Source organism: Legionella worsleiensis (assembly GCF_001467535.1).
GTDB classification, from domain to species: Bacteria; Pseudomonadota; Gammaproteobacteria; order Legionellales; family Legionellaceae; genus Legionella; species Legionella worsleiensis.
Genome location: NZ_LNZC01000012.1, coordinates 1 through 20,775, shown reverse-complemented (window position 1 = coordinate 20,775; position 20,775 = coordinate 1). Strand labels below are relative to the sequence as shown.

Here is a 20,775-nt window from a genome sequence, read left to right as displayed (position 1 = left end):
TTGCAACGCCATCATTCAGTAATTGAGCACAGTACGAATGGATAAACCCTGATGCATTAATTCCAAGGCTTCATTAATGCGATCAAAAGGCAGTTCATGGGTAATCAGATCATCTATATTAATCAGCCCCTCCATATACCAATCAACGATTTTGGGTACATCCGTGCGTCCTCTTGCACCGCCAAATGCGGAACCTTGCCAGACTCTGCCGGTAACCAACTGGAAGGGGCGGGTAGAGATTTCGTGACCTCCCGGTGCGACGCCAATAATCGTTGATACGCCCCAGCCTTTATGGCAGCATTCTAAAGCCTGACGCATGACGTCTACATTGCCAATACACTCAAACGTATAATCAGCGCCACCTTGGGTTAACTCAACCAGGTGGCCAACCAAATCTCCGGATACTTGGCGTGGATTGACAAAATCAGTCATGCCCAGCTGGGTCGCCAATTTTTGGCGACCGGGGTTTATATCCACGCCTATAATTTGCCGTGCGCCAACCATCCGTGCGCCTTGAACTACGTTAAGGCCTATGCCGCCTAATCCAAAGACAATCACCCGGCTGCCTACTTCAACCTGTGCATCAAATAACACAGCACCAAGACCGGTGGTCACTCCGCAACCAATGTAACATACTTTGTTAAAGGGTGCGTCTTTACGAATTTTGGCCAGTGCGATTTCAGGCAATACGGTATAATTGGCAAAAGTTGAGGTGCCCATGTAGTGATGAATGGTTTTGCCATTCATACTAAATCGCGAGGTTCCATCGGGCATGACTCCCTTACCTTGAGTGGTGCGAATGGCTTGGCATAAGTTTGTTTTTTGAGAAAGACAGTATTCACATTGACGGCATTCGGGCGTATAGAGTGGAATGACATGATCACCGGGTTGTAAGCTGGTTACATTTTTTCCTGTTTCAATCACTACCCCAGCACCTTCATGCCCCAGAATTACCGGAAACAGCCCTTCGGGATCTTGGCCTGACAGGGTATAGTGGTCAGTATGACAAACCCCAGTTGCTTTAATCTCTACTAAAACTTCATTGTCTTTTGGTCCTGCCAAATCGACCATTTCAATGACAAGTGGTTCACCTGGTGCATAAGCTATTGCTGCCTTAACTCGCATGATTCCTTCCTTTCTAGCGCATTTTGGGTGTTGGTAATGATGTGTTCTAAATCCTGAAAAAACATCATATTCTTTTTGTTACTTTAATGCCAATTGCAAAATAAATGTATCTCCCTACCTTATTGGCTAATAAACACAATAATGTTTTATATACCGGCGTTACCAATGATTTGTATCGACGCTGTTTTAAAAATTATGCCACTGCAGGGGGATCCCTCGCTTTGCTCGGGATGATATGGGAACTTACAAATGAATCAATAAAATCGGCTATTTTTAATAGAAAGACAGGAGCCGAATCGTTTATATCGGCTCACGAGAGGATTACCGGTTGAGGTTTTACCCACAACAGGTTTCTATTGTTTTTCCTACACACTCAACAACCGTTGCGCTTGCTCGAGTAGCGATATAAAGAGGATTTAGAATTAACGCAGCAGCTGTTGAAAGTAACGCCAGTACGGCCATTCCGGCAGAGACCAGAGTATGTGCTGCTGTTAGCTTAAAAGAGGAGCAGGTTGCTCTGCTTAGTTCAGAGGCTGGAGCAATAATAACCAATGCCAAAGCACACGGAGTCAGTACCATGGATGCCAGTGCACTGAGTATGGTTTTAAAGAAAAAGCTCAAGGCATGTATACCAAGCCAGAGTGGTTTTTCTATGGGTCTGATGGCCAGAGTAGCGAACTCGTTTATAGTGTATATAGGATACAAATAACTCTTTTGCGGCTTTGGAATGGCCTCTGCATATTTGTCTCTAATACCGCCGTATTCATTCCATGTTGCTCTAACTTGTGAAAAAAAAGAATGCCCTGCCATTACAACTCCAGCTGCTGTTTATGAAGAGCCTGAATGCTAACAAAAAGAACAAAAAATAGGAATACGGTAACTTCCTACTTTATTTAATCCCCCTCACCCTTGAGTCCTCTCTCCCACGCCATGCGCAATGGAGAGGGGAATACTTGCTGGCTGTTTCAGTGAATTGGCGTTATTGTGGGCAGTGACTCGTCTGTGTATGCCCATTGAATTACAATGGACATGACGGCAAATTAAGTCATCAGATCCCGGGGCTAACTGCATCCTGAGGAACTGACTTGGTAGGGCTTAACCTCAATTGTTCGTCTGCCGCATTATGGGCGGCAAAGACTGCTGGAAAATGAGCGACAAGATCTTCTGTTTGCGTCTTGGGTGACTGTCCGCCCAAATGACTTAATGATTTGATACTATCGTCATTATCCACTGCATTGTCTGGATTTTTGTCATCTTCTTTTACACGTTTGGGCCGCCTGGCTATATCCGTTATTAATCCAACAAGTCCGGTAACAAGAGCTGTATGAAATCCTAACACGCCTCCAAGAATCAGGCCGCCGAGCAGGCTGAAACCAAAAGGTACAAACAGGCCGCTAGCCACTAAAGCACAACCTACAAAAAAGCCAATACCAAAGCCCCATCCGGCAAAAAGGCGCATTAATGGGTTAGAAATTTCTTTAGACGACGGTTTTGTTTGATCGCTATCAGGATTCGCAGCGCTATGGTTAATGCGTTCATCAGCGGATGAATGGGGTGTGTTGGCTTTAGTTTCTTCATCGGATTGATCTGTAGATGGTGCTGTATTTAAAGTGGCTTCAGTGGCCACAAAAGAGGTCTCTTGACTGATGGATGATGTTTCTTGTGGCGTCACAGATTTTAAAAGAAATTCTTTTATTTGTTCTAAGTAGCTGAGCCAATCAAATTGGCCGGGTTTTTGGTTAAAACCGTGAATGTGTTCACTTTTATAATCATTATGTCCAGCCGCCCTTATCATTTCGCAGTAGTCGTTTGTATGGTCATCAAGTATGTAGATACAAGAGGGCTTTTTATCAGAAGAATGGCGCATTTTCAGGTCATTATCCACTTCTTTAAATTTATAGCCGCTGGCCATAATGTTTAAGCGTTCAATTTCGCTAGCAGAAAATCCTTGATAGTGAAACAAAGCCTTAATGTATTCTGGACGATTGCGGGTAACGATATTAATACTGATTTGGTTATTATTGATTAATTCGTGAAAAAAAAGCACCGCATGGGGTGTCATGAGCAGGTTATTATCAGGGTTAGTAAAATCTATGGATTCACCATAATCCCCGAATTGTTCTATAAACAGTTTTTGTATTTCTTCCGCAGATTTCATTTTAGTATACTTATAATGCTGCTTAACACCTGGCACATAACCCTCAAGCAAGGATTGGTAGAAGGGTGAATTAACTGCATCTGCACCCTCTGTGCGGGTGATTGTGCCATCAAAATCGGTATAGATTACTACTTGGGTCATTATTGTTTGTTCCATTATCGTTGAATAAATATTAGTGACAGTCTATTTAAATTTACTTAAGGAATTATTAAGAGTGTTAAATAGATTCATTGCTGAATTCGTAAAAAACCGGAGTTCATTTTGGTCTTTTAATGTCAGCTGAACTGATGATCTTTTACCGGTTATTTCAGCCCAAGCTCTGCAACAAAAGCTAATCCAAGTTTAGTGAAATTCACCATATGTTCCAGGTTAATAATGTCCAGTTTATCTTCAGAGCTGTGGATAAAGGGATTGTCATCATTAAGTGTTGTTGCCGATGGATAACAGGCACTGAACCCTTCCTTAGTCCAGTTCGCATGGTCGCTGCATGCATAGCCGCAACGGGTGTAACCAACAGGAATTTTAACGTATTCAGTAAGTAATTGAGCAAGAAATTGGGTTAAATTTGCATCTACATAGTCTTTTAATAACCAAATTGTCTTGTCTCGAGGGTTGGCTCTAAATCCAGCCTGATCCAGTTGCATTACGGCTTTAACTGGGATTTTGTGCTGAATAAAATGTCTCACCACATATCCTGAGCCAACCAGTCCACGCTCTTCAGCGGCATAGGCAATAAGATATACCGGGTTATCGAGTTGTATTTCTGATGCTAATAAAGTTCTGGCTATTTCCAGAGTGACCGCAATCCCGCTGGAATCATCATCAGCTCCAGGCATGTTTCCATCTAAAGTATCGACGTGAGCACCTATGACAATGGCTGCGCCTGCTTTGTTTTTACCTATTACTGTTACTACTGAAGGTTGAGGGTATTTTTTTCCGGTCGTGACAAAGTAGCTGTCCACATCGGTGCGTCCGTATTCTTTTGCCAGCGTATCGAATTGCAGTTTAAACCAGTGTGCTGCAGCAATTCCCGAAGTGGTTTTTGCGGAACGGTTCAGGTAGCTGGTTAGATGCTGATTGGATTGCCAAATTTTACTGGGATCAATAAGCTCATAAAGCGTGTAAACTTGTTTTTCATGTTGCACAGGATAGGATGTGTTTGAGTGCATTTCTTTATTTTGAGTGAACTTTTTGATAAGTTGCTCAGCACTTAGTGTTGATTGAGGCCTGCTTGAATGGTAGGCATCCAGATTGAAAAACTTGCCGCATTTGGATTTATTTTCGTGCAGTATTGTTAATATTTCTTTGTTTAAGGTTGTTTCAATGATGCTGAATTCAGCGGAGTGGTGAATGATTCGCACTTTATCTGCAAGAGGTTTTAGCATGCAGTTAGAAACAACGAGTTGGTCTGATGTCGTTATGGATTGAGTCATTCCTGATGAACTTAATGAGCAAAACAGTAGCGCCCACAGGGCGCTGTATCGAAATAACATAACTCAAACTCCATGAATTGAAGCGAATAAAAAGGAGTAAATAACAATCTCATCGCTTCGTTTTGTTTGCAATAAACTCATACCCACCCAAGAGAATATTCCTTTGATTAACAACGTAATTTAACGGTAAGGTAAGGGCCGCCTGCTGAAAAATTACTTTGGGTGTGTTTGGCGCTGGATGTAGACAGCGAACCTGAATCAATAGGTATGACATTGGTATTGGTTTCGTAGCTTGCAAGAGGATTGATGTACAGCGCCCCCATATAACCTGCTTCAAAAGTTATATCGGCTTTTTGGTCATACTGATACAAATAGCTTAAACCCAGTTTGGCATCCACAGCGGTAACCATCTGGTCTACTGTTGGGTTTGCAAGCCCCTCACGATTAACATAAATTCGCGCAGCAATTAATTCGGCGGAGGTACCGGTAAACTGGTATTGCGCCGGTTGCATTCTGCCAAACAACAGTGAACCTGCAAGTTGGCCTACCAGATGCACGCCCCGATAAAACTCATAGTCGTTACTAAGACCCAAGCGTGGCCCTATCCCTTGGTATGATGAGGTATTATCAAACACAAAAATGGGCAAAGACAAACCTCTGAACGTAGAAACCAATTGTTCCTTGATGAATACAGAACTAATTCCTGTGAACAGGCGTGTTTGCAGGCTGGAGCCAAAATTAATGAATTTACCTACATCAAGATTTATGGCATCGTAATTAAAATTCAGTTGCGCCTCGGCCTTCTTTAACAATGATACGCCAGTGATTTGTCCGGTAGTGGTGGGTGGGGTTCCTGTTTGTGAAAAGGGAGATACCCATTGAGAGGTCGGATTGACTATCACTCCATCCTGATCGCGAGATTCCAGGTGAGACCAGTTCAGTTGAACGTCTGTGCCTGGAGTGGAAAACACATATCGAGCGCCCAGATTAAAGCCAAGTTGGTAATCTGGTTGTATGGTCTGTACTCGCCAGTTAGGCGATGGGATGGGGAGCACCGTCGTAATCACTGCCCATCCAAAGTTATCCGCAAGGGGTTGAAGGTAGGTTGCGCTTGCGGTTACTTCAAATCCGGATTTTAATTCAGGAACATAAACGTTGATGGGATGGCCTTCTTTGGCAGAGCCCATATCGCCAGCAAAAACGCTAACGCAAAGAAATTGCAAGATGGCTAAAATAAGAAATCGTGTATTCATGACTGTGTGTATCCCTTCAAAACAGTAATAAAATTAAAAACCAGAGCTCGCTTTATCGTCAGATGAGTCTTTAATTTCTGCTTATGCACGGCGAGTTATTGCTATTATGCCGTTACATGCCCTTTTCGGGGGCAATGCTATCATAGTCATGTGATATTTCTCAAATAGGATTGAATAAAAAAAACAGACAAGGCAGTGTGAGCGATGGTGTCAGGCAGGATAACCCGGCATCAACGTGTTTGGAAGAGTAAACATGATAAGCCTAATCGCTTGGTTTCCCTTTATCTTGATGATTATAAATGCTATTTTTCTGAGAAATAACCTTGTTGCAGACCGCTTGAATAAGCTGCCTTTAGGGGGTAATCTGGGGTAATAGAGGACGTCTTCCAGGTAACGAGGTTTTAAAAATGATAAAATCCAACATGCAACCCAAACACATTGCCCTTGCTGCTGATGATTTGTGCGGTAATGGTGCTTTGGGGCGTTATATCATTCTTACCGGTTCAGATGGCCGGGCACGGCAGATAGGCGAACATTTGGAATCGCTGCACATAAAACCTCACCCACGACAACATAATTGTTATCTTGGTACCTTGAAACAGGGAGCCTGTAGTCTCGATGTCGCTGTAATGTCTACCGGTATGGGCGGCAGTAGTGCTGATATTATTATTACGGAGTTGATGTTGCTTGGTGGCAGTCGTTTTTTACGAATTGGTACTGCCGGCTCGCTTTGCCCTTCTCAGGTTTGTCCTGGTGATTTGGTTATTGCCTCAGGTGCGGTACGTGATGATAAGGCAAGTTGGGATTACATCTACAAGGAATATCCCGCTATTGCATCTATGGAGTGTGTGCGGGCGTGTCAGGATGCGGTTCAACAGTTACCGCCTGCAGCATTTAAAATTCACACAGGTATTGTTCATTCCAAGAGTTCATTTTATGCCAGGCAATATGGTTTTTCACTCCGAGAAGACAACCACTCGTACATGAACACCTTAAAACAAGCCGGGGTATTGGCTTCCGAGATGGAGTGCGCCCAGTTATTTATTCTTTCCAGTTTACATACCGCTTTTAGAGCCACATCGCATTCACCTTATCCAGCTATTCAAAGTGGTGCCATTTTGGCGGTTATTGGAACAGATACTGACTTTGATAAAGACAAACAATTAATCGAGCAAACACAAGAGCATGCGATAGCGCTGGGATTAAGTAGTCTTATCCAGATGAAAATTCAAGATGAAAATGCAAAAAGGTAATTTGCTAGCCTCATTATGTGCTGGTTTGTTCTTTGGTTGTGCCAAATGAGATCCCTCATATCAGTTACTCTTTTGGCTCTGTTTTAGGATACATAGGGAAACAATCGGTTTAAAAAATGAGTGCGAAATACGGTTAATATCAGTCCATAAAGAGGAATAAATGCCACCAGGCTAATGATGATTTTAAAAAAAACATCAACAACGGCTATCTCTGGCCAGTGCTGATCTAAAAAGGGATTGGCACAGTGGTAAAAGGCGATGCTAAAGAACAATAGGGTGTCCAGGATATTTCCAACGGTTGTGGACAATGTCGGAGCAAGCCACCAGGAAGTACTGTTTTTATAGCGTTGAAAAATAAAGATATCAAGAAGTTGCCCCGCTACATAAGCGATAAAACAGGCTGAGGCAATACGAAAAGGCATGGAGTTTAAAATAAAGGAAGTGCTCTCAATTTGTGTGTCTAAACAGCTGGCTATACCGTAAGAAATGATGATACCTGGGATCATGCTGCGAAAAATAATGGATCGTGCAGCATTGGCCGAAGTAATACGGGTAGTAAGATCGGTGAGTATAAAAATAGCCGGATAAGTAAACGCTCCCCAGGTCGTGTGCAGCCCCCAAAGTTTGATCGGATATTGCACCAGGATGTTGCTGATTGTTATTAAAAAAATATGGCAAACAGATAAAATGACGAGCGATTTTTTCTTTATTGGGGATTGAATCAATTTCAACTGCCTCTTGTGAATACATGTCCTGTCAGGTTGGATTATTGGTCATTTCTGTCTCAAAATGACCAGTTAGTCGATTTTAAAGGTTATCTGTGTTTTATTCAATACCCGATCTGCATCATACGCTTCAGTGAGGCATTATTAATCCAGGCTCATAGACGAACTGACCTCATCTTCTGTTTCAAGCGCATCCGGGAGGCTCTTATGATTATGCGGTGTTGCCGCATCTTCCGCATTAATACCCTTGACTGCGTAATATAAAACGATGCAAACAGCTGCTGAGGCGATGTAATACATAAAAAACCGGGATAATGCCGCAAAAAAATCTGCACCCTGGCACTCTAAACTGTATCCTGGGGCTCTGTCGTGGTTTTCACTTATACATTTATTAAAAAAAGCGGGATCAAAGGGCATTTTTTTCATCCTTGTTGTTCAAATTAATACAACAGCACTTTATCCTGTGTTTTTATAAAAGAAAAGCATTTTTGCACAATAAAATATTTAGTGATTAATTCTTTTATGGGTTTTTTTCTTGCAACACGGTGAGCTCATTCGATTTAGGTTGGTAATGCCCCTTGTTGTTGATAGTATAATGTGCATTTTGATTTATTTAATCTCTCAGGCTCGAACATGGGTAACTTATTGGTTAGAATCATAATGAAAAAGGTAAGTAATTTGTTTTTTTTATGTAAAAATAGACCATTTCCCTCTGTTGATTAGTTATTGTTCATGAAAGAAAAAGTAGATTGTATTGTTGTAGGTGGTTCTATTGCCGGTTGTGTAACCGCTATTCTTTTAGCCCGTTTAGGCCTGAGAGTAACTATTCTTGAGCGTTCTTCTGGTGAATTAAAAGGGCAAGGCGCTGGAATTACATTACCTGTTGCTTTAGTAAATCAATGTATAGAGCTTAATCTCTTTGATAAAGATATTCCTCGTTTAGCTATTGAAGCACGTACTTTTTTTCGTAAATCTTTACTGACTGTGGAAGCAGAAAAGATTGGGGATCAGCCCTTAAGTGCATGCTCGTTGAATTGGATGGATGTCTATCGTAACTTGCGACAAAGACTTCAGGATATAGACTTTCGTCCCTCAACACAGGTTACAAGGATAAAAAAAGAAGCAGATGGTCTTTACTGTTTAGAAACGGCCTGTGGTGCGTATTTGAATACGAGTATTGTCATTGCAGCAGATGGCGTAGAATCCAACCTGCGTAAACAACTTTTATCTGAAAATATTCCGACTTATGCTGGTTACATTGCCTGGCGGGGGGTGCTGGAAACCAACTTATTTGAATTAGACCATCACATACCGTATTACGTGTTTTCAAAAGGACACCTTTTATTTTATCGAATTCCCGCCGAAGGTTATGAGATAACTGGGAAAACTTTGTTAAATTGGGTGATGTATGAAGTGACTCCCCCTGATGTTTTGGCGTTACGCTTAACTGATGATAAGAATATACGCCATACTCGCTCCATACCACAGGGAGCATTACATGAAGAACAAAGACAATACTTGCAACATTTTGCCAGACAGCAATTACCTGCAACAGCAGCAGAAATAATATGCAACACGCCGCAACCATTTATTCAGGCTGTTTTTGATGCTCAAATTCAACCTTATGAGGACAATCAGATCATTTTTATGGGTGATGCAGCAACAACGCTACGTCCTCATAGCGGTTCAGGGGTAATGAAAGCATTAAGTCAATCCATTGATTTTTATAAATTTATTAGCAAAGACAGCGATAGACATTTGCTAATGCGCTTATCTCAATGGAAAAATATTCAACTAAAAAACAATGCGGAAGAAATTGAAAAATCAAAAATAATGGGTAAAGCTCTCGTAACAGAAACACCCTCATGGCCAGATATGAATCAAGAATCACTTGATATATGGTGGTCGCAGGTAATGAAAATGCAGAGCTGGTATGCAACACCGCAGTGTTCAACAGCCAGTACGAGTATTTTTTCCATAACAAAACAGGATGAGAATGAAGAAAAAGGAGTTTGTTTGCGCTCCAGATTATGAGCGTATCCTCATTTTTTACACAATAAACCGCACTTGGTTAGGGCTGTGATGAAGTAAAAAATCGCTGAGATTATGCTGCAAACGGGCTATAGCCCCTGAGTGGGGTACAGGGTAAACGCACCTAAACGTATTATCTAAGACCAAGATGCCTGCGTTCTGCGCTTTATGCGCAGAATCCAGATCCTTGCCTGCACTAAGATCGCATGGATCCTACGCATAAAGCGCAGGACGTAGGCAAAAGGGCGGAGATTTATGTTCATAATTTAGATGCGTTTGCCCTGGAATGGGGCATGCCTTTATTAGAATCATCAGGTAATTTAGCTATACTTTGGCGTTTAATTCCATTGCGTCCGCAATTTTAATAAATTCAGTTTCTCGTCTTGTCTTTTCTGCACTGAAGAAGAAGCTATGGCCAGTTAATATTCTGGTTACACCCACAGCAAGACCAATTAAAGCAAATGATGAGATTAACATTAATGCATCAGCTAATAAGCGTGGCGCATAATGCCTATGTTCAAATTCATGATGCGCACATGCTTTTAATTGAGACTTTTTTTCTCCTGCGGAGCGATCAGACAAAATAATCTGTTGTGCTTGTTCTTGAAAATGTGTTAACGACTCGAGCGCTGCGGTGTGCTGCAATCGTGTGCGTTGTTGTGCGCAAAACTCATTAAGGGCTATTACATTTGTATTTGAGGAGCTCTGAGCAGTTAAGGGCTGTTGCTTCATGCCCGAATTATGGGTATTGGCTATTGAAGCCGTGTGTTGCACTACCTGTTGTCTGCATAGAGGGTGTTCTGACCGTAAGGAATCACGGGCACGTTCCAAATCAGCAAATGAAATAACGGTTAAGTTGAGCTGATGTCGGTCACTGTAAGCCTTTAAGCGTTTCATATTGATTTCAGTGTCCGTAGCAATAATTTGAATATCCTCACCCAACTTGAGCGATTTTTGAGAGCGATATTCCTGGTGAGGCATTGAAATGATCCGCATGTACCGACTTTGCTCATAGCATAGAATAATCGGTAGGGGGTTTTCTACCAGATCGGTGTCTGCAACCGAGAGTTTCAAGGGCTTTTGAACGTCTTGCAACAAGCGTTTGGTGACTGAAAAACGTTGTTTAAGTATCTCTATATAACGAAGAAGCTCAGGAGCTAATTGTTGAAAATCGCTTCGGTCATACCACCCTGAAAGTGTCTGATAAAGCATAGAATCCAAACACCAGGAAGAGACATTTCGCACCACGTAGTCCCATTGAGTATCTAGCCCCCTCCTGGATCGTCTTTGTTGTGTCAGTGGCTCTTCAACGTACTCGAATAACTGTTGGACTTTACAACGCTCTGGAAGGGTCAGTAGCTCAATGATTTTTTGGCAATTTTCTGCTGTAGGGTTATTGTAAATCTCATATATTGAAAGATTGGCTTCCTCTAATTTTTTTAAAAATCGTGGCAGGGATAAATAGGCTGTCAGCTCATATCCCAATGTATGACTATCTTGAAAAGATAAATTTTTAATATCTTCTTTTCCTACTATATGAGTTGCAAATAACAAGTACAAATAAAAAACATCTAAAGATTTCTGAAATTCTTTCTCTAAAGAGTGCAGTTCAGTAATGTCCCCCAGATTAATACCGAGCTGTTTTGTCCGTGCAAGATAAATATTAATAATGTTGATTTGCGAGAATAAGGCTTTTGATGCATCAGCAGTATAGTTTCGTAGCACCTTTAAGCATTCTTCTCCAGACTGTGTTTGATCGGGTTTCGTATAATTGTCGATGATTTTGGATAATGAATATTCGCTAGAATTATCTTTGCCATTCAGTTTTGCAAAGCAGGGGTTACCATTAGCCATTGCCGTACTGAATCCCCCTTTCCTAAGCTCCCCGGATAAAGGTGCCAATCCATATTGTTCAAGCATTTCTATTGCTGACATCAATTTGAAATCTGTTTGCGTCATTAACGCCAAAGAGGCACTATTGGTTCCGTGAATGAAGGGATTAAAGACAGGTTCTTTAGCGTATGGATTAGCATACTCAGGTGTTTCTGTATTGAGTAATTGCTGAAAATACGGTTCCTGGTTTATTGATTTAAGCATGGCTGCAACGGCATAATCAGCATGTTCCAATGTTGCTTTTTCTTGCAGCGAATAATCATCTTCACCAATTTTCAGGCAAAAACTCTCTTTATTGGGGCCTATTAATCGAGTTGGAAAGTAGAGATCTTTTTGTCGCTTGATAAGCCGCAGCGTCTGTTTGGCATAATCAAAAAAGACGCAAGCATCTTTATCTGGTGAATAGGGAAAAACATCTGTTAATTTTAGCTCAATAAATGCAAAATCAAATTCACCATTGCATCGAATAATATCAAAGCAATCCGCAAGGCTGACCAGTAAACGGGCGTATTGGAATGCTGCAATAATCTTTTCATCCAGGTTATGAGAGGCGAGATAACGTGCTAATTCTTGTGGCTTGTCTTTAAAAGAAGCAAGGCGAGAAAACAGTGCGGCTAACTGAGGGTTAAGGCCATGTTCTTGCAAAAAAAATTCAATGCAGGCAGCACTTTCATTTTCCCAGCGGTCTTCTGCCTCACCTTCACGTGCTGCATCATGCCCTAAACCTACATAGCGAATTAAGCAAAAGAGGTCTTCTTCGCTTAAGTTACTAAACTCCATCAAGGCTTGTATTTTATTTTGTACGTGTTCCGGGTACTGTTGGTGGCACAAACGATGAAGCATCACTGTAGACCAGGCTACTCGTGATGCATGCATGGCTCCGTGGATTTCTCGTTCTATGTAGCCATTTTTAGTCGTATTTTTTAGTCGTTTCCCCTGTTGCATGCCCTTTGAGCTAGGATTAAATGGTTGCAAGTAAGTCGCTTCAAGAAATAACTGGCTAAAATAATACCATCCTTTTGATGAGAGTAAATCAGCGTCGTATAACGTTGTTTTTTTTTGAGCAAGGCTTGATTTACCCATAATTTCTCCAAAGTAATCGCATTTGATGTGTTTAACTTTAAATAATGCAAATAATAAAAGAGCGTATTGTATATTTTTAGTTCATAAATATCAATGTTTTTATTGGTTTTTGAGTAGAGTTAGTATTCGGGTATTAAATGCCTTGTTATAGGCATTCGAGATTACGTTTTTAGTCCACTAACATGTGCATCGAATTTTGTCCTGCTAAATATTTTTCCGTTGTAATACGCTGATTACCTTGTAATAAAGCGTAAAAAGACAATGAATGATTAATATCGTTCCAGTTATGGCATAGAATGTATCTGTATATCCCAGCAAAGGAATAAACGTATCATGGGGAAAAAATTGTCCTAAAGACACAAATCCTATAATTAAAAACGAATAAACCAGAATGTAAGCGTTATGATTTTTTATCAGAAGGGCAATTCCTGAGAAAATTAAAGAAAAAATTAAACCATACAGGCTGATAAAGTAAATAATGAATACCCACCAACCTTTTGCATCACTATTGTCATAAGCAAACAGTAACGAGATAAGGCATCCCAATAAAAAACTAAAACTTAGAATAAACGTATCTCTATGGAAGAGTTGCGCTTTTTTTAAATTGTTTTCAGTTCGCTTTAAACGCTGTGCAGATTTCTCGCACCAGAACACGAAGACAACAATCAGAGGAATTGTTTGCATTAAGCCATCAAGAGAGATATTGGCTGTCTTATAAGACATTGCCAGAACAGCAAAAATAAAAATTAAAATCAGGAGCCAAGAATACTTATTAAGATTTTTAAAGCGATTGCTTTTTTTAGATGTATCCATATACAAACTTGTTTGCGCTAATTTTCCTTTGATAGCATTTATCAAGGTAAATAAGCAAGTGCACGTTTTTAATTTAGATGTCCCCTTATCTCGGCCTCACTGACAATTAACGTCAATAAATCACACGGTTGTGATGATTTTTTCTGAAAATCTTTGATTTACTAACGGCAATGATAAAGATACTGGTCGCAAATGTGGCTTGGAAAACCAATCCATAACAAAGGAAAAACTCAAGCCTCCTGCGTTATCCTGTGTAAGACCCCCTTACAATATCATTGATCATCAGTATGTATTGCAGTGTTCAAATAACTGTGTCATCTCTTTTAAGTTGTTATAATTGCAACTACTAAAAGAGGTGACCAGGATTTTTGGTTCTCTGAAAAAAATAATGAGCTGGAGTCATTTCGCTATTTGCTGTGAGAATATCACCGTAATGCTCCTATAAAATATTATCATCAGTTGCTGGGAGCTGTATTGATTCATCCGGGCCATCGAGAAGTTTTATTATATAGTTTATTGCAAATAGACAGCTAAGTAATAACCTGATAGGCTTTAATGTTTTTTTGTTCATTTTATGCTTGTTTAGGAGCTTTATTAATCATGTCTGCAGCCTCTGAAAATATTACAGCTAAAAATATTCCTATGATTTTTTTACCTTGGATAGTATGGTTATTGGGCTGCGTTTTTTATTTTTATGAATTTTTACTTCAAGTGTCTCCCAGTGTAATGGGTACAGAGTTAATGCGTGATTTTTCAATTACTGGCCAAACACTTGGTGTTTTATCTGGATTTTATTATTACTCCTATACTCCCATGCAATTACCCTGCGGAATATTGATGGACCGTTTCGGTCCACATCGAATGCTTACTTTGGCAACAGTTATCTGCGCACTAAGTGCACTTGCTTTTTCAATGACTGATAATTTACTAACCGTATTTATTGCACGTTTGATGATAGGTTTTGGTTCAGCATTTGCTGCAGTGGGTACTATGAAGCTTGCTTCCAACTGGTTTTCAACTAAGCGTTTTGCTTTACTCACGGGCCTTATGGTGACGACAGGAATGCTGGGCGCGATAGGTGGTGAAGCGCCTCTGGCTCTATTAGTTGATCATTATGGTTGGCGGCAAAGTATGTTTGGAATAGGTGTTACAGGTCTTGTCCTTGCTTTTTTTATATTCGTGATAGTAAAAGATCATCCTGTGCATTCGCTAGACTCTTTCGTAGATGCAGAGACTATTGAACAGGTCTCTATGTTGCGCAGTTTGTTTGTTTTAGTAAAAAACAAACAGTTATGGCTAGTAGCCATTTATGGTAGTTTAATGTTCATGGCAACACCAGTATTTTGCGGATTATGGGGCGTACCTTTTCTGATGCTCAAAATGAATATTGTAAAAGCCACCGCTGCTAATTATGTTTCTCTAGTGTTTATTGGTTGGGCAATTGCGAGTCCTTTATGGGGAATCTACTCTAATCGTATCGGTTTACGGAAACCTCCCTTGTATATTGGAGCGATTGGTGCAGTGATAAGCTCGATGTTGTTTATCTATGCTCCAATTAAGGCTTCATGGATAATGGAAGTTTTGCTGTTTGCTTTTGGGATATTTTCAGCAGGGTTTCTGCCATCATTTTCAGTTGCAAAAGAGTTGTGCAGTAAGCATTATGTCGCTACGGGCTTGGGTTTCATGAATATGTTCAATATGATAGGTATTGCTTTCTCACAGCCATTTATTGGCTATGTTTTAGATAAAATGTGGAGAGGCGATTTAGTCAATAATGTGCGTATTTATCCTTTGGAAGCTTACCATAAAGGGTTGGCAATTTTACCTATTGGCATGTTCTTAGCTTTGCTTATCCTACCTTTTATTCGCGAGACTTATTGCCGAGCGGTAGAAGAGTCACTTTAATCTATTTGGATGCGTCAGGAGACTGACGCTCCAATCAAATATTTCATAATGTAGTTATATTTTCTTTGATTATTAATCAATTGCTGATATTGATATACATTAAATCACTTCGTTGAGCCTGAGTTATTGGCTCCATTCCCCCAATCATCAATGATTAATAATCGAGTTTGTGACAGCGCTGCCAGCTCTTTGTGATAAGTACAATCGGCTTTCGCTTTTGCTAACGAGATAAACAACCGAGATAGGCGGTAATTTAGGATTTGAAGGCCTTTAAGACAAGTACTATGACCAAGGTTACAGGCCAAGTAGGTTTTCCACTGCCACAAGGCCCTGTAAGAAGCAGTTATGTAGCCTGGTTGCTCGCAACCGGGATTTTGATTTAGGTTCTTGGTCCATTCCTTGTTGTAAGCAACCTGGCTCGCCATACCCCCAAGTGCGGGTAAAATCAATTATACCCGTATTTGAGGGTAAAAAGCCTCGAAATCGTGTTTTATCTTTTAAACGCCCAAGTAACGGTTTTCCTGTGAAACTGATTAATGAATTTTTATTGGTGGACTTATTAAACAACTCGTTGGATACAGATTAATTGATCAATGTCAGATAAAGGCATTAATTAAAACGGATTAAGAATCTATGACATAAGTTGAAAATTATCAAATTATGCCATAGATAAATAACTTACGATTTAGATAGACCTCTGAGTTCAACATTAGGCTCAATTTTAATCATGGCGTTTTTAGTAAATACCTGCAATGTTGATAGGGAACCATTCTTTATGATCATCTCTTTGACTACTATTTGGTCTAGGGGGGTAAACGTTTGATTTCCCCGTTTGCAAGCAAACGGGCTACTTCCTATTTTGGGTAACATTTATTTTGAGGCAACTTACATCCAAAATGAGCCTTTGCTTTATAGGGCAATGATGATAACATATTGATCACTTTGATCTAATAAAGGCTTTTGGGGATAACAGTGTTTCGATACAATCGTTTTTGGCATTTTTGGTTTCAGTTAAATAATCAGCATTACTTTGCATCATTAGTAATTTCCTTGCTTCTTGTTCCAGCAGCCGTATTTTTTCCGCCATTATGGACACTGGTTGTTGCAGTTCCTCTTATTGTAGGTGGGACAATTGCTTTGTTTACTCAACTCTCAAATTTTTTCTATAGCCGACAGAATCAACGATTAACCCAGATTAAGACGGAAACGACGGATGAAGCTTTAAAAGAAGAGATTGATTTATATCTGAATCGTCGTGTAGTTTGCCCTGAAGAATTGCTCGCAGGAGCTCATTTAAATATCCCTCATGATACGCCAAAAATGAAAAAAGCTGTAGCAAATACACCGCTTGTTTTTGAAACCGAAGATACATTAAATATCACTAAAGCTTTAAATGACATCCATCGCCGTAATCCTGCAATTAAAGCAACAAGCGAATCAAATCAACTCTATGTAAAAACTGTTGCAGCTAAAGATGGTCTTTCGGAGGTGGCTGCTCGCGAAATGGCAGAGATTCTTGGGTTTGAAGGATTAATTCCATCAAATACGATTGCAGGAATGGATGTATTGCATGACCATGAAAATGAGCGCTCTATACCTAATGCAGGCTTAGTTCTTTCACGACAAAAAATAAGAGAAGTAATAGATAAGAGAAGAGAGGAATCGCCTGAAAGAAATATAACAAATAGTCCTGGGGTACAAAACGCAGTTGCAAAGTTTGTATTTAATTTAAAAACCGCAGCTTATCGAACCAAAGCGCAAAAAGAAGAACAATTTAAGTTATTACATGTCCAAAAACTTATACCTAATGCTGTAGATGGACTACAAGTTTATACACAACTATTTAATGAACCTGCTGTTTTGTTCATGCAGTCCCTTTTGGGCGGCTTAATAGAATCAGATACAAGAGACCAACGTGCTCAGGCTAAAAAGATAATACAAAAAATTAGCCTTCCATCATTTCAAGAGAATTTCTTACTACATCTTATCCTGGGGTCTCAAGATGCAAATCCTGGAAATACTCTTTTTACCGATGGTCCAAATGATTCCGTAATACTTCATAGCATCGATCACGAAAGGATTATGCCGGAAGACAATTATAATGTTACAAAAAAAATTCCTGTTGCGAATGGAACGAATCTCGCAAACATGACTGAAAAAGATATTGAAAATGTATTTCCTATTCGTTTATGGTTAGCGGGTTTACCACAAGCAAATGTCCCATTCACCAAGGAAGTTATAGAAAAGGCTCTTGATTCCCTAAATCCCGAACGCTTACTCACCTATCACCACCAGAAAAAACTTTTTTCATCTGCAGCGGTAGGGGCGCAGTTAGAAAGAATACTCTTAATTAAAAATGTATTCGAAGAGGAAATTAAAAAGTCTCAAATAACTTTAACTCCTAAGCAGTTATATTTAAAACTTATCAACAATCATCCTACTTATATTTTCTTAAAAAATGAGCTTCAATTTAGCGAATTATCTACATTTCTGCTTTTAGGTCTAATCCCAGAGGGAGCGGATATGAGCTTATTACGACACCCATTACAATGGTTCCCGATGATAGGAATGATAGTAGAGGCACAACTAAACGAACAGCAAGGTCGCCCTTCTTTTTCCGAAGAAAGCTTTAACAGCTCTCATGCTCATCATTTATTATTTTTTAGCGCTGCTAAGCAACAAAAAATGGCCGAAGAGGCAAATAAAGCAGGCTTAGATATTTTGAGCGAAGTTTCTGCACATCTTGGTTTGCATTAATTTCATAATTTCTTTTGTTTGGCTTGAATTTAAGCTCAGGTCAGATAAAAGTTCACTTTTAAACTACGCCGAGACGCCCGTATGAACTAGCTAAATTGGTTAATAAGTTTATTGCTACGCTAAATAATACCTCTAATTTTAATCCGAAATGCTTTAACCTGAGCAGTTGTTCTGCTATGTTTTAAAGCATTCGCATTACAACGAGGCGCTCCTGAGCCTTTGGCGCTGCCATGAATGAGACAATGATTTTTACCTGTCATCACAGGGCAGCGGCATGGGATTCCATAATTTCCTTTAGTTCTTGCCCCACACTGTGTAGCGGAATCAAAAGCACAGTATTTTTTCTTGGTTCTTGGGGTTGTTTTCATATTTTACCCCTATTGCCCATATCCCCTTGCATATTTCCTATTACTACTTGCCCATCCAGATTTGATTTCCCCGTTTGCAAGCAAACGGGCTACTTGCTAGGCATGAAATATATAAAGACACCTTTTCAAGTGATGAAATAAAAGGAGATTATTATTTTTTAAATCCTATTTTATTTAAAAACAAACTCGCCAAGGAAGATCTTTTAGGTGCAATATTATATTTTTCGTCGGGTATAAAATGCTCAGCCAAATTTAATTCTCAACCCCATATAAAAAAATTTATCCCTTCTAATGGAGCAAGATATCCTTTCTTTCCCATTATTTATATAAACAATGGGGGAAATATTACGCCAGGTATTTATAAATATCATCCCTATTTACATTCACTAATTCGCATTCAAGACAAGCAGCATTTTAAGGACGTTAATATTCGAATTGTATTTAAAGGAACAGTTGAACGAGTAATGTCAAGATACCCAAATGGGGTAGCGTATCAGGATTTATTATTTGATTTGGGACACTTAATTACAACATTAAAAATGTGTTTTTCCCACTATGGAATAAGCTATGCTTTGCGAACTTCTATAGACGCTAATTCTGAAGTGAACCTAATGGACTTGGAGTTGTTAACTATTGATCTAAGCATTAATTAATTATGCGGTATTTAAATGCTTTATTAGAGGAAAATCTCCTAAGATAACACCTACATATTCAGGCTCACCATTTTTAACAAAACCATTCCTTTCATAAAAGTTTTTTGCTGTTATTGTACTTACAACTGAAAGCGCCTGGATCCCTGATGATTTGGCAATATGTTCCATTTCCTTCAATAAGACTTTACCAACGCCTTTATAAATATGAGAAGGAAGAACATAATTTAATAATATTTCCCCATCTTTATTCATTAAAGCAAAACCTGAAAGTTTATCTTTAAGGGTATCGATGGCGACTAAAGATATATTATTAGTTGAGCTGATCCATTGAGAAATATTTTCTGGAGTTTTATTTATTAGCCATTCTTTCATAATCTGAGGGTCATTATTATAATCAGCTGCACAATTCATAGTTATAGATTCTATTAATAGGTCGCACAGCTCTTTACTATGTTCTGTAGATGGAGTAATAACTTTTAAATTGGTTAACATTTGGACGACTCATCGTTAACATTTACGTATAATATCTGTAAATGCTAATTGTTTCCAAATATCTTTAAGGTAAATGCACAAAAGAATTAGGATAAGGGCTTAGGAAACATGCTAATGAAACAAATATACCTTTTGTTTAAGAAATAAAGAGAGAAATATGAGCGAATTGTTTGATGATAAGATTAATCAGATTTTCCAAAATGCATTTGAAATACTTGGCTACAATACCCAGTATGCAAAAGTTGTATTATCGTCTCGTCCTGAATTAGGGCACTTTCAATGCAATGCCGCTATGTCTTTAGCAAAGGAAGTTGGTAAAAATCCTTTGGAAATCGCAAATAATATTGTCGAACTTATTTCTAAAAGCGAATGGTTCATTAATATTAACATTGCCCAGCCAGGATTTATAAATTTCTCAGCCTCATCTGATTACTTAGCAGATTATTGTAATCAATTGGTTTTGGATCCTCGTTCTGGCTGTCCTGTTGTTGTTAATAAAAAGAAAGTAGTCATTGATTTTGGTGGCCCTAATATTGCTAAGCCAATGCATGTAGGACATATCCGATCTACTGTAATTGGGGATTGTTTACAGCGTTTATATCGATTTTGTGGTGATGAAGTCATAAGTGATATTCATTTGGGGGACTGGGGTACACAAATGGGTATGTTGATTGAAGCCATGAAAAAAAAGATGCCTGACGCAGATTATTTTAACGAATCCTTTGCAAATGATTACCCGGATTCATCACCTGTGTATTCCGGAGCGAAATGATCACCAATTCCGGCCGCATTTGATCGCAGATTCCGGAAACACTTGATCAGAGATTCCGGCA

The 20,775-nt window shown here is 39.5% G+C and carries 19 protein-coding genes; 6 read left to right on the top strand and 13 right to left on the bottom strand.

The genetic code is table 11. The features are described from left to right. Positions 1-15: 15 nt before the first annotated feature. From Lwor_RS05930 to Lwor_RS05905, 5 genes are all read right to left on the bottom strand, one after another. Positions 16-1,125 carry an S-(hydroxymethyl)glutathione dehydrogenase/class III alcohol dehydrogenase gene (locus tag Lwor_RS05930; RefSeq protein WP_058492987.1) on the bottom strand — a complete coding sequence of 370 codons (1,110 nt, stop codon included), beginning with the start codon at positions 1,123-1,125 and terminating at the stop codon, positions 16-18. Between the two features lie 336 nt (positions 1,126-1,461). After that, entirely contained in the window at positions 1,462-1,935 is a 474-nt protein-coding gene (locus Lwor_RS05920) for a hypothetical protein (RefSeq protein WP_058492985.1), read from the bottom strand. A gap of 238 nt (positions 1,936-2,173) precedes the next feature. Continuing rightward, the gene (locus Lwor_RS05915; RefSeq protein WP_058492984.1) at positions 2,174-3,424 is read right to left on the bottom strand and encodes a hypothetical protein; all 1,251 of its coding nucleotides are present in this window, start codon (positions 3,422-3,424) and stop codon (positions 2,174-2,176) included. Between the two features lie 161 nt (positions 3,425-3,585). After that, the gene (locus Lwor_RS05910) at positions 3,586-4,776 is read right to left on the bottom strand and encodes a M20/M25/M40 family metallo-hydrolase (RefSeq protein ID WP_058492983.1); all 1,191 of its coding nucleotides are present in this window, start codon (positions 4,774-4,776) and stop codon (positions 3,586-3,588) included. A 107-nt stretch (positions 4,777-4,883) separates the two neighbouring features. Then, positions 4,884-5,969 carry an Lpg1974 family pore-forming outer membrane protein gene (locus Lwor_RS05905; protein WP_058492982.1) on the bottom strand — a complete coding sequence of 362 codons (1,086 nt, stop codon included), beginning with the start codon at positions 5,967-5,969 and terminating at the stop codon, positions 4,884-4,886. Between the two features lie 407 nt (positions 5,970-6,376). Between Lwor_RS05905 and Lwor_RS05900 the strand changes: the two genes are divergently transcribed. Then, the gene (locus tag Lwor_RS05900; RefSeq protein WP_058492981.1) at positions 6,377-7,222 is read left to right on the top strand and encodes a nucleoside phosphorylase; all 846 of its coding nucleotides are present in this window, start codon (positions 6,377-6,379) and stop codon (positions 7,220-7,222) included. An 83-nt stretch (positions 7,223-7,305) separates the two neighbouring features. Here the strand turns inward: Lwor_RS05900 and Lwor_RS05895 are convergent, their stop codons facing one another. Together Lwor_RS05895 and Lwor_RS05890 are read right to left on the bottom strand one after the other, a co-directional pair. Further along, the gene (locus Lwor_RS05895) at positions 7,306-7,947 is read right to left on the bottom strand and encodes a 7-cyano-7-deazaguanine/7-aminomethyl-7-deazaguanine transporter (protein ID WP_058493361.1); all 642 of its coding nucleotides are present in this window, start codon (positions 7,945-7,947) and stop codon (positions 7,306-7,308) included. A 144-nt stretch (positions 7,948-8,091) separates the two neighbouring features. Next, on the bottom strand, positions 8,092-8,364 hold the full coding sequence (locus Lwor_RS05890) for a hypothetical protein (protein WP_058492980.1): 273 nt from the start codon (positions 8,362-8,364) through the stop codon (positions 8,092-8,094). A gap of 315 nt (positions 8,365-8,679) precedes the next feature. Between Lwor_RS05890 and Lwor_RS05885 the strand changes: the two genes are divergently transcribed. Beyond that, positions 8,680-9,981, top strand: a complete 1,302-nt coding sequence (locus Lwor_RS05885) for an FAD binding domain-containing protein (RefSeq protein ID WP_058492979.1) — start codon at positions 8,680-8,682, stop codon at positions 9,979-9,981. A 321-nt stretch (positions 9,982-10,302) separates the two neighbouring features. Here Lwor_RS05885 and Lwor_RS05880 read toward each other — a convergent pair whose 3' ends face one another. The 3 genes from Lwor_RS05880 to Lwor_RS14315 all read right to left on the bottom strand — a co-directional run bounded on the left by Lwor_RS05880 (position 10,303) and on the right by Lwor_RS14315 (position 13,983). Then, the gene (locus Lwor_RS05880; RefSeq protein WP_058492978.1) at positions 10,303-12,954 is read right to left on the bottom strand and encodes a hypothetical protein; all 2,652 of its coding nucleotides are present in this window, start codon (positions 12,952-12,954) and stop codon (positions 10,303-10,305) included. A 204-nt stretch (positions 12,955-13,158) separates the two neighbouring features. Beyond that, positions 13,159-13,767 carry a hypothetical protein gene (locus tag Lwor_RS05875; RefSeq protein ID WP_058492977.1) on the bottom strand — a complete coding sequence of 203 codons (609 nt, stop codon included), beginning with the start codon at positions 13,765-13,767 and terminating at the stop codon, positions 13,159-13,161. A 120-nt stretch (positions 13,768-13,887) separates the two neighbouring features. Continuing rightward, positions 13,888-13,983, bottom strand: coding sequence for a hypothetical protein (locus Lwor_RS14315; RefSeq protein ID WP_083501579.1), 96 nt, complete (start codon positions 13,981-13,983; stop codon positions 13,888-13,890). A gap of 384 nt (positions 13,984-14,367) precedes the next feature. On the opposite strand from Lwor_RS14315, the gene Lwor_RS05870 reads away from it, so the two are divergent. Next, on the top strand, positions 14,368-15,672 hold the full coding sequence (locus Lwor_RS05870) for an MFS transporter (RefSeq protein WP_058492976.1): 1,305 nt from the start codon (positions 14,368-14,370) through the stop codon (positions 15,670-15,672). A 104-nt stretch (positions 15,673-15,776) separates the two neighbouring features. Here Lwor_RS05870 and Lwor_RS05865 read toward each other — a convergent pair whose 3' ends face one another. After that, on the bottom strand, positions 15,777-16,097 hold the full coding sequence (locus Lwor_RS05865; RefSeq protein WP_058492975.1) for an ATP-binding protein: 321 nt from the start codon (positions 16,095-16,097) through the stop codon (positions 15,777-15,779). A 547-nt stretch (positions 16,098-16,644) separates the two neighbouring features. Between Lwor_RS05865 and Lwor_RS05855 the strand changes: the two genes are divergently transcribed. Then, complete coding sequence (locus Lwor_RS05855; protein WP_058492973.1) at positions 16,645-18,429, top strand: hypothetical protein; 1,785 nt, start codon at positions 16,645-16,647, stop codon at positions 18,427-18,429. A gap of 119 nt (positions 18,430-18,548) precedes the next feature. Here the strand turns inward: Lwor_RS05855 and Lwor_RS05850 are convergent, their stop codons facing one another. Further along, positions 18,549-18,797 carry a hypothetical protein gene (locus Lwor_RS05850; RefSeq protein ID WP_058492972.1) on the bottom strand — a complete coding sequence of 83 codons (249 nt, stop codon included), beginning with the start codon at positions 18,795-18,797 and terminating at the stop codon, positions 18,549-18,551. A 74-nt stretch (positions 18,798-18,871) separates the two neighbouring features. Here Lwor_RS05850 and Lwor_RS05845 point away from each other — a divergent pair, with 74 nt between their 5' ends. After that, entirely contained in the window at positions 18,872-19,450 is a 579-nt protein-coding gene (locus tag Lwor_RS05845; protein WP_058492971.1) for a nitroreductase family protein, read from the top strand. Here Lwor_RS05845 and Lwor_RS05840 read toward each other — a convergent pair whose 3' ends face one another. After that, complete coding sequence (locus Lwor_RS05840; RefSeq protein ID WP_058492970.1) at positions 19,451-19,942, bottom strand: GNAT family N-acetyltransferase; 492 nt, start codon at positions 19,940-19,942, stop codon at positions 19,451-19,453. Positions 19,943-20,099: 157 nt separating this feature from the next. Between Lwor_RS05840 and argS the strand changes: the two genes are divergently transcribed. Then, positions 20,100-20,714 carry an arginine--tRNA ligase domain-containing protein gene (argS, locus tag Lwor_RS05835; protein WP_058492969.1) on the top strand — a complete coding sequence of 205 codons (615 nt, stop codon included), beginning with the start codon at positions 20,100-20,102 and terminating at the stop codon, positions 20,712-20,714. Positions 20,715-20,775 lie beyond the last annotated feature (61 nt).

Excerpts from the sequence above, each read along its gene's own strand:
- Lwor_RS05930 (WP_058492987.1), bottom strand. The coding sequence starts at position 1,125 with ATGCGAGTTAAGGCAGCAATAGCTTATGCACCAGGTGAACCACTTGTC.
- Lwor_RS05920 (WP_058492985.1), bottom strand. The coding sequence starts at position 1,935 with ATGGCAGGGCATTCTTTTTTTTCACAAGTTAGAGCAACATGGAATGAA.
- Lwor_RS05915 (WP_058492984.1), bottom strand. The coding sequence starts at position 3,424 with ATGACCCAAGTAGTAATCTATACCGATTTTGATGGCACAATCACCCGC.
- Lwor_RS05910 (WP_058492983.1), bottom strand. The coding sequence starts at position 4,776 with ATGTTATTTCGATACAGCGCCCTGTGGGCGCTACTGTTTTGCTCATTA.
- Lwor_RS05905 (WP_058492982.1), bottom strand. The coding sequence starts at position 5,969 with ATGAATACACGATTTCTTATTTTAGCCATCTTGCAATTTCTTTGCGTT.
- Lwor_RS05900 (WP_058492981.1), top strand. The coding sequence starts at position 6,377 with ATGATAAAATCCAACATGCAACCCAAACACATTGCCCTTGCTGCTGAT.
- Lwor_RS05890 (WP_058492980.1), bottom strand. The coding sequence starts at position 8,364 with ATGCCCTTTGATCCCGCTTTTTTTAATAAATGTATAAGTGAAAACCAC.
- Lwor_RS05885 (WP_058492979.1), top strand. The coding sequence starts at position 8,680 with ATGAAAGAAAAAGTAGATTGTATTGTTGTAGGTGGTTCTATTGCCGGT.
- Lwor_RS05880 (WP_058492978.1), bottom strand. The coding sequence starts at position 12,954 with ATGGGTAAATCAAGCCTTGCTCAAAAAAAAACAACGTTATACGACGCT.
- Lwor_RS05875 (WP_058492977.1), bottom strand. The coding sequence starts at position 13,767 with ATGGATACATCTAAAAAAAGCAATCGCTTTAAAAATCTTAATAAGTAT.
- Lwor_RS14315 (WP_083501579.1), bottom strand. The coding sequence starts at position 13,983 with ATGGATTGGTTTTCCAAGCCACATTTGCGACCAGTATCTTTATCATTG.
- Lwor_RS05870 (WP_058492976.1), top strand. The coding sequence starts at position 14,368 with ATGTCTGCAGCCTCTGAAAATATTACAGCTAAAAATATTCCTATGATT.
- Lwor_RS05865 (WP_058492975.1), bottom strand. The coding sequence starts at position 16,097 with ATGGCGAGCCAGGTTGCTTACAACAAGGAATGGACCAAGAACCTAAAT.
- Lwor_RS05850 (WP_058492972.1), bottom strand. The coding sequence starts at position 18,797 with ATGAAAACAACCCCAAGAACCAAGAAAAAATACTGTGCTTTTGATTCC.
- Lwor_RS05840 (WP_058492970.1), bottom strand. The coding sequence starts at position 19,942 with ATGTTAACCAATTTAAAAGTTATTACTCCATCTACAGAACATAGTAAA.
- argS (WP_058492969.1), top strand. The coding sequence starts at position 20,100 with ATGAGCGAATTGTTTGATGATAAGATTAATCAGATTTTCCAAAATGCA.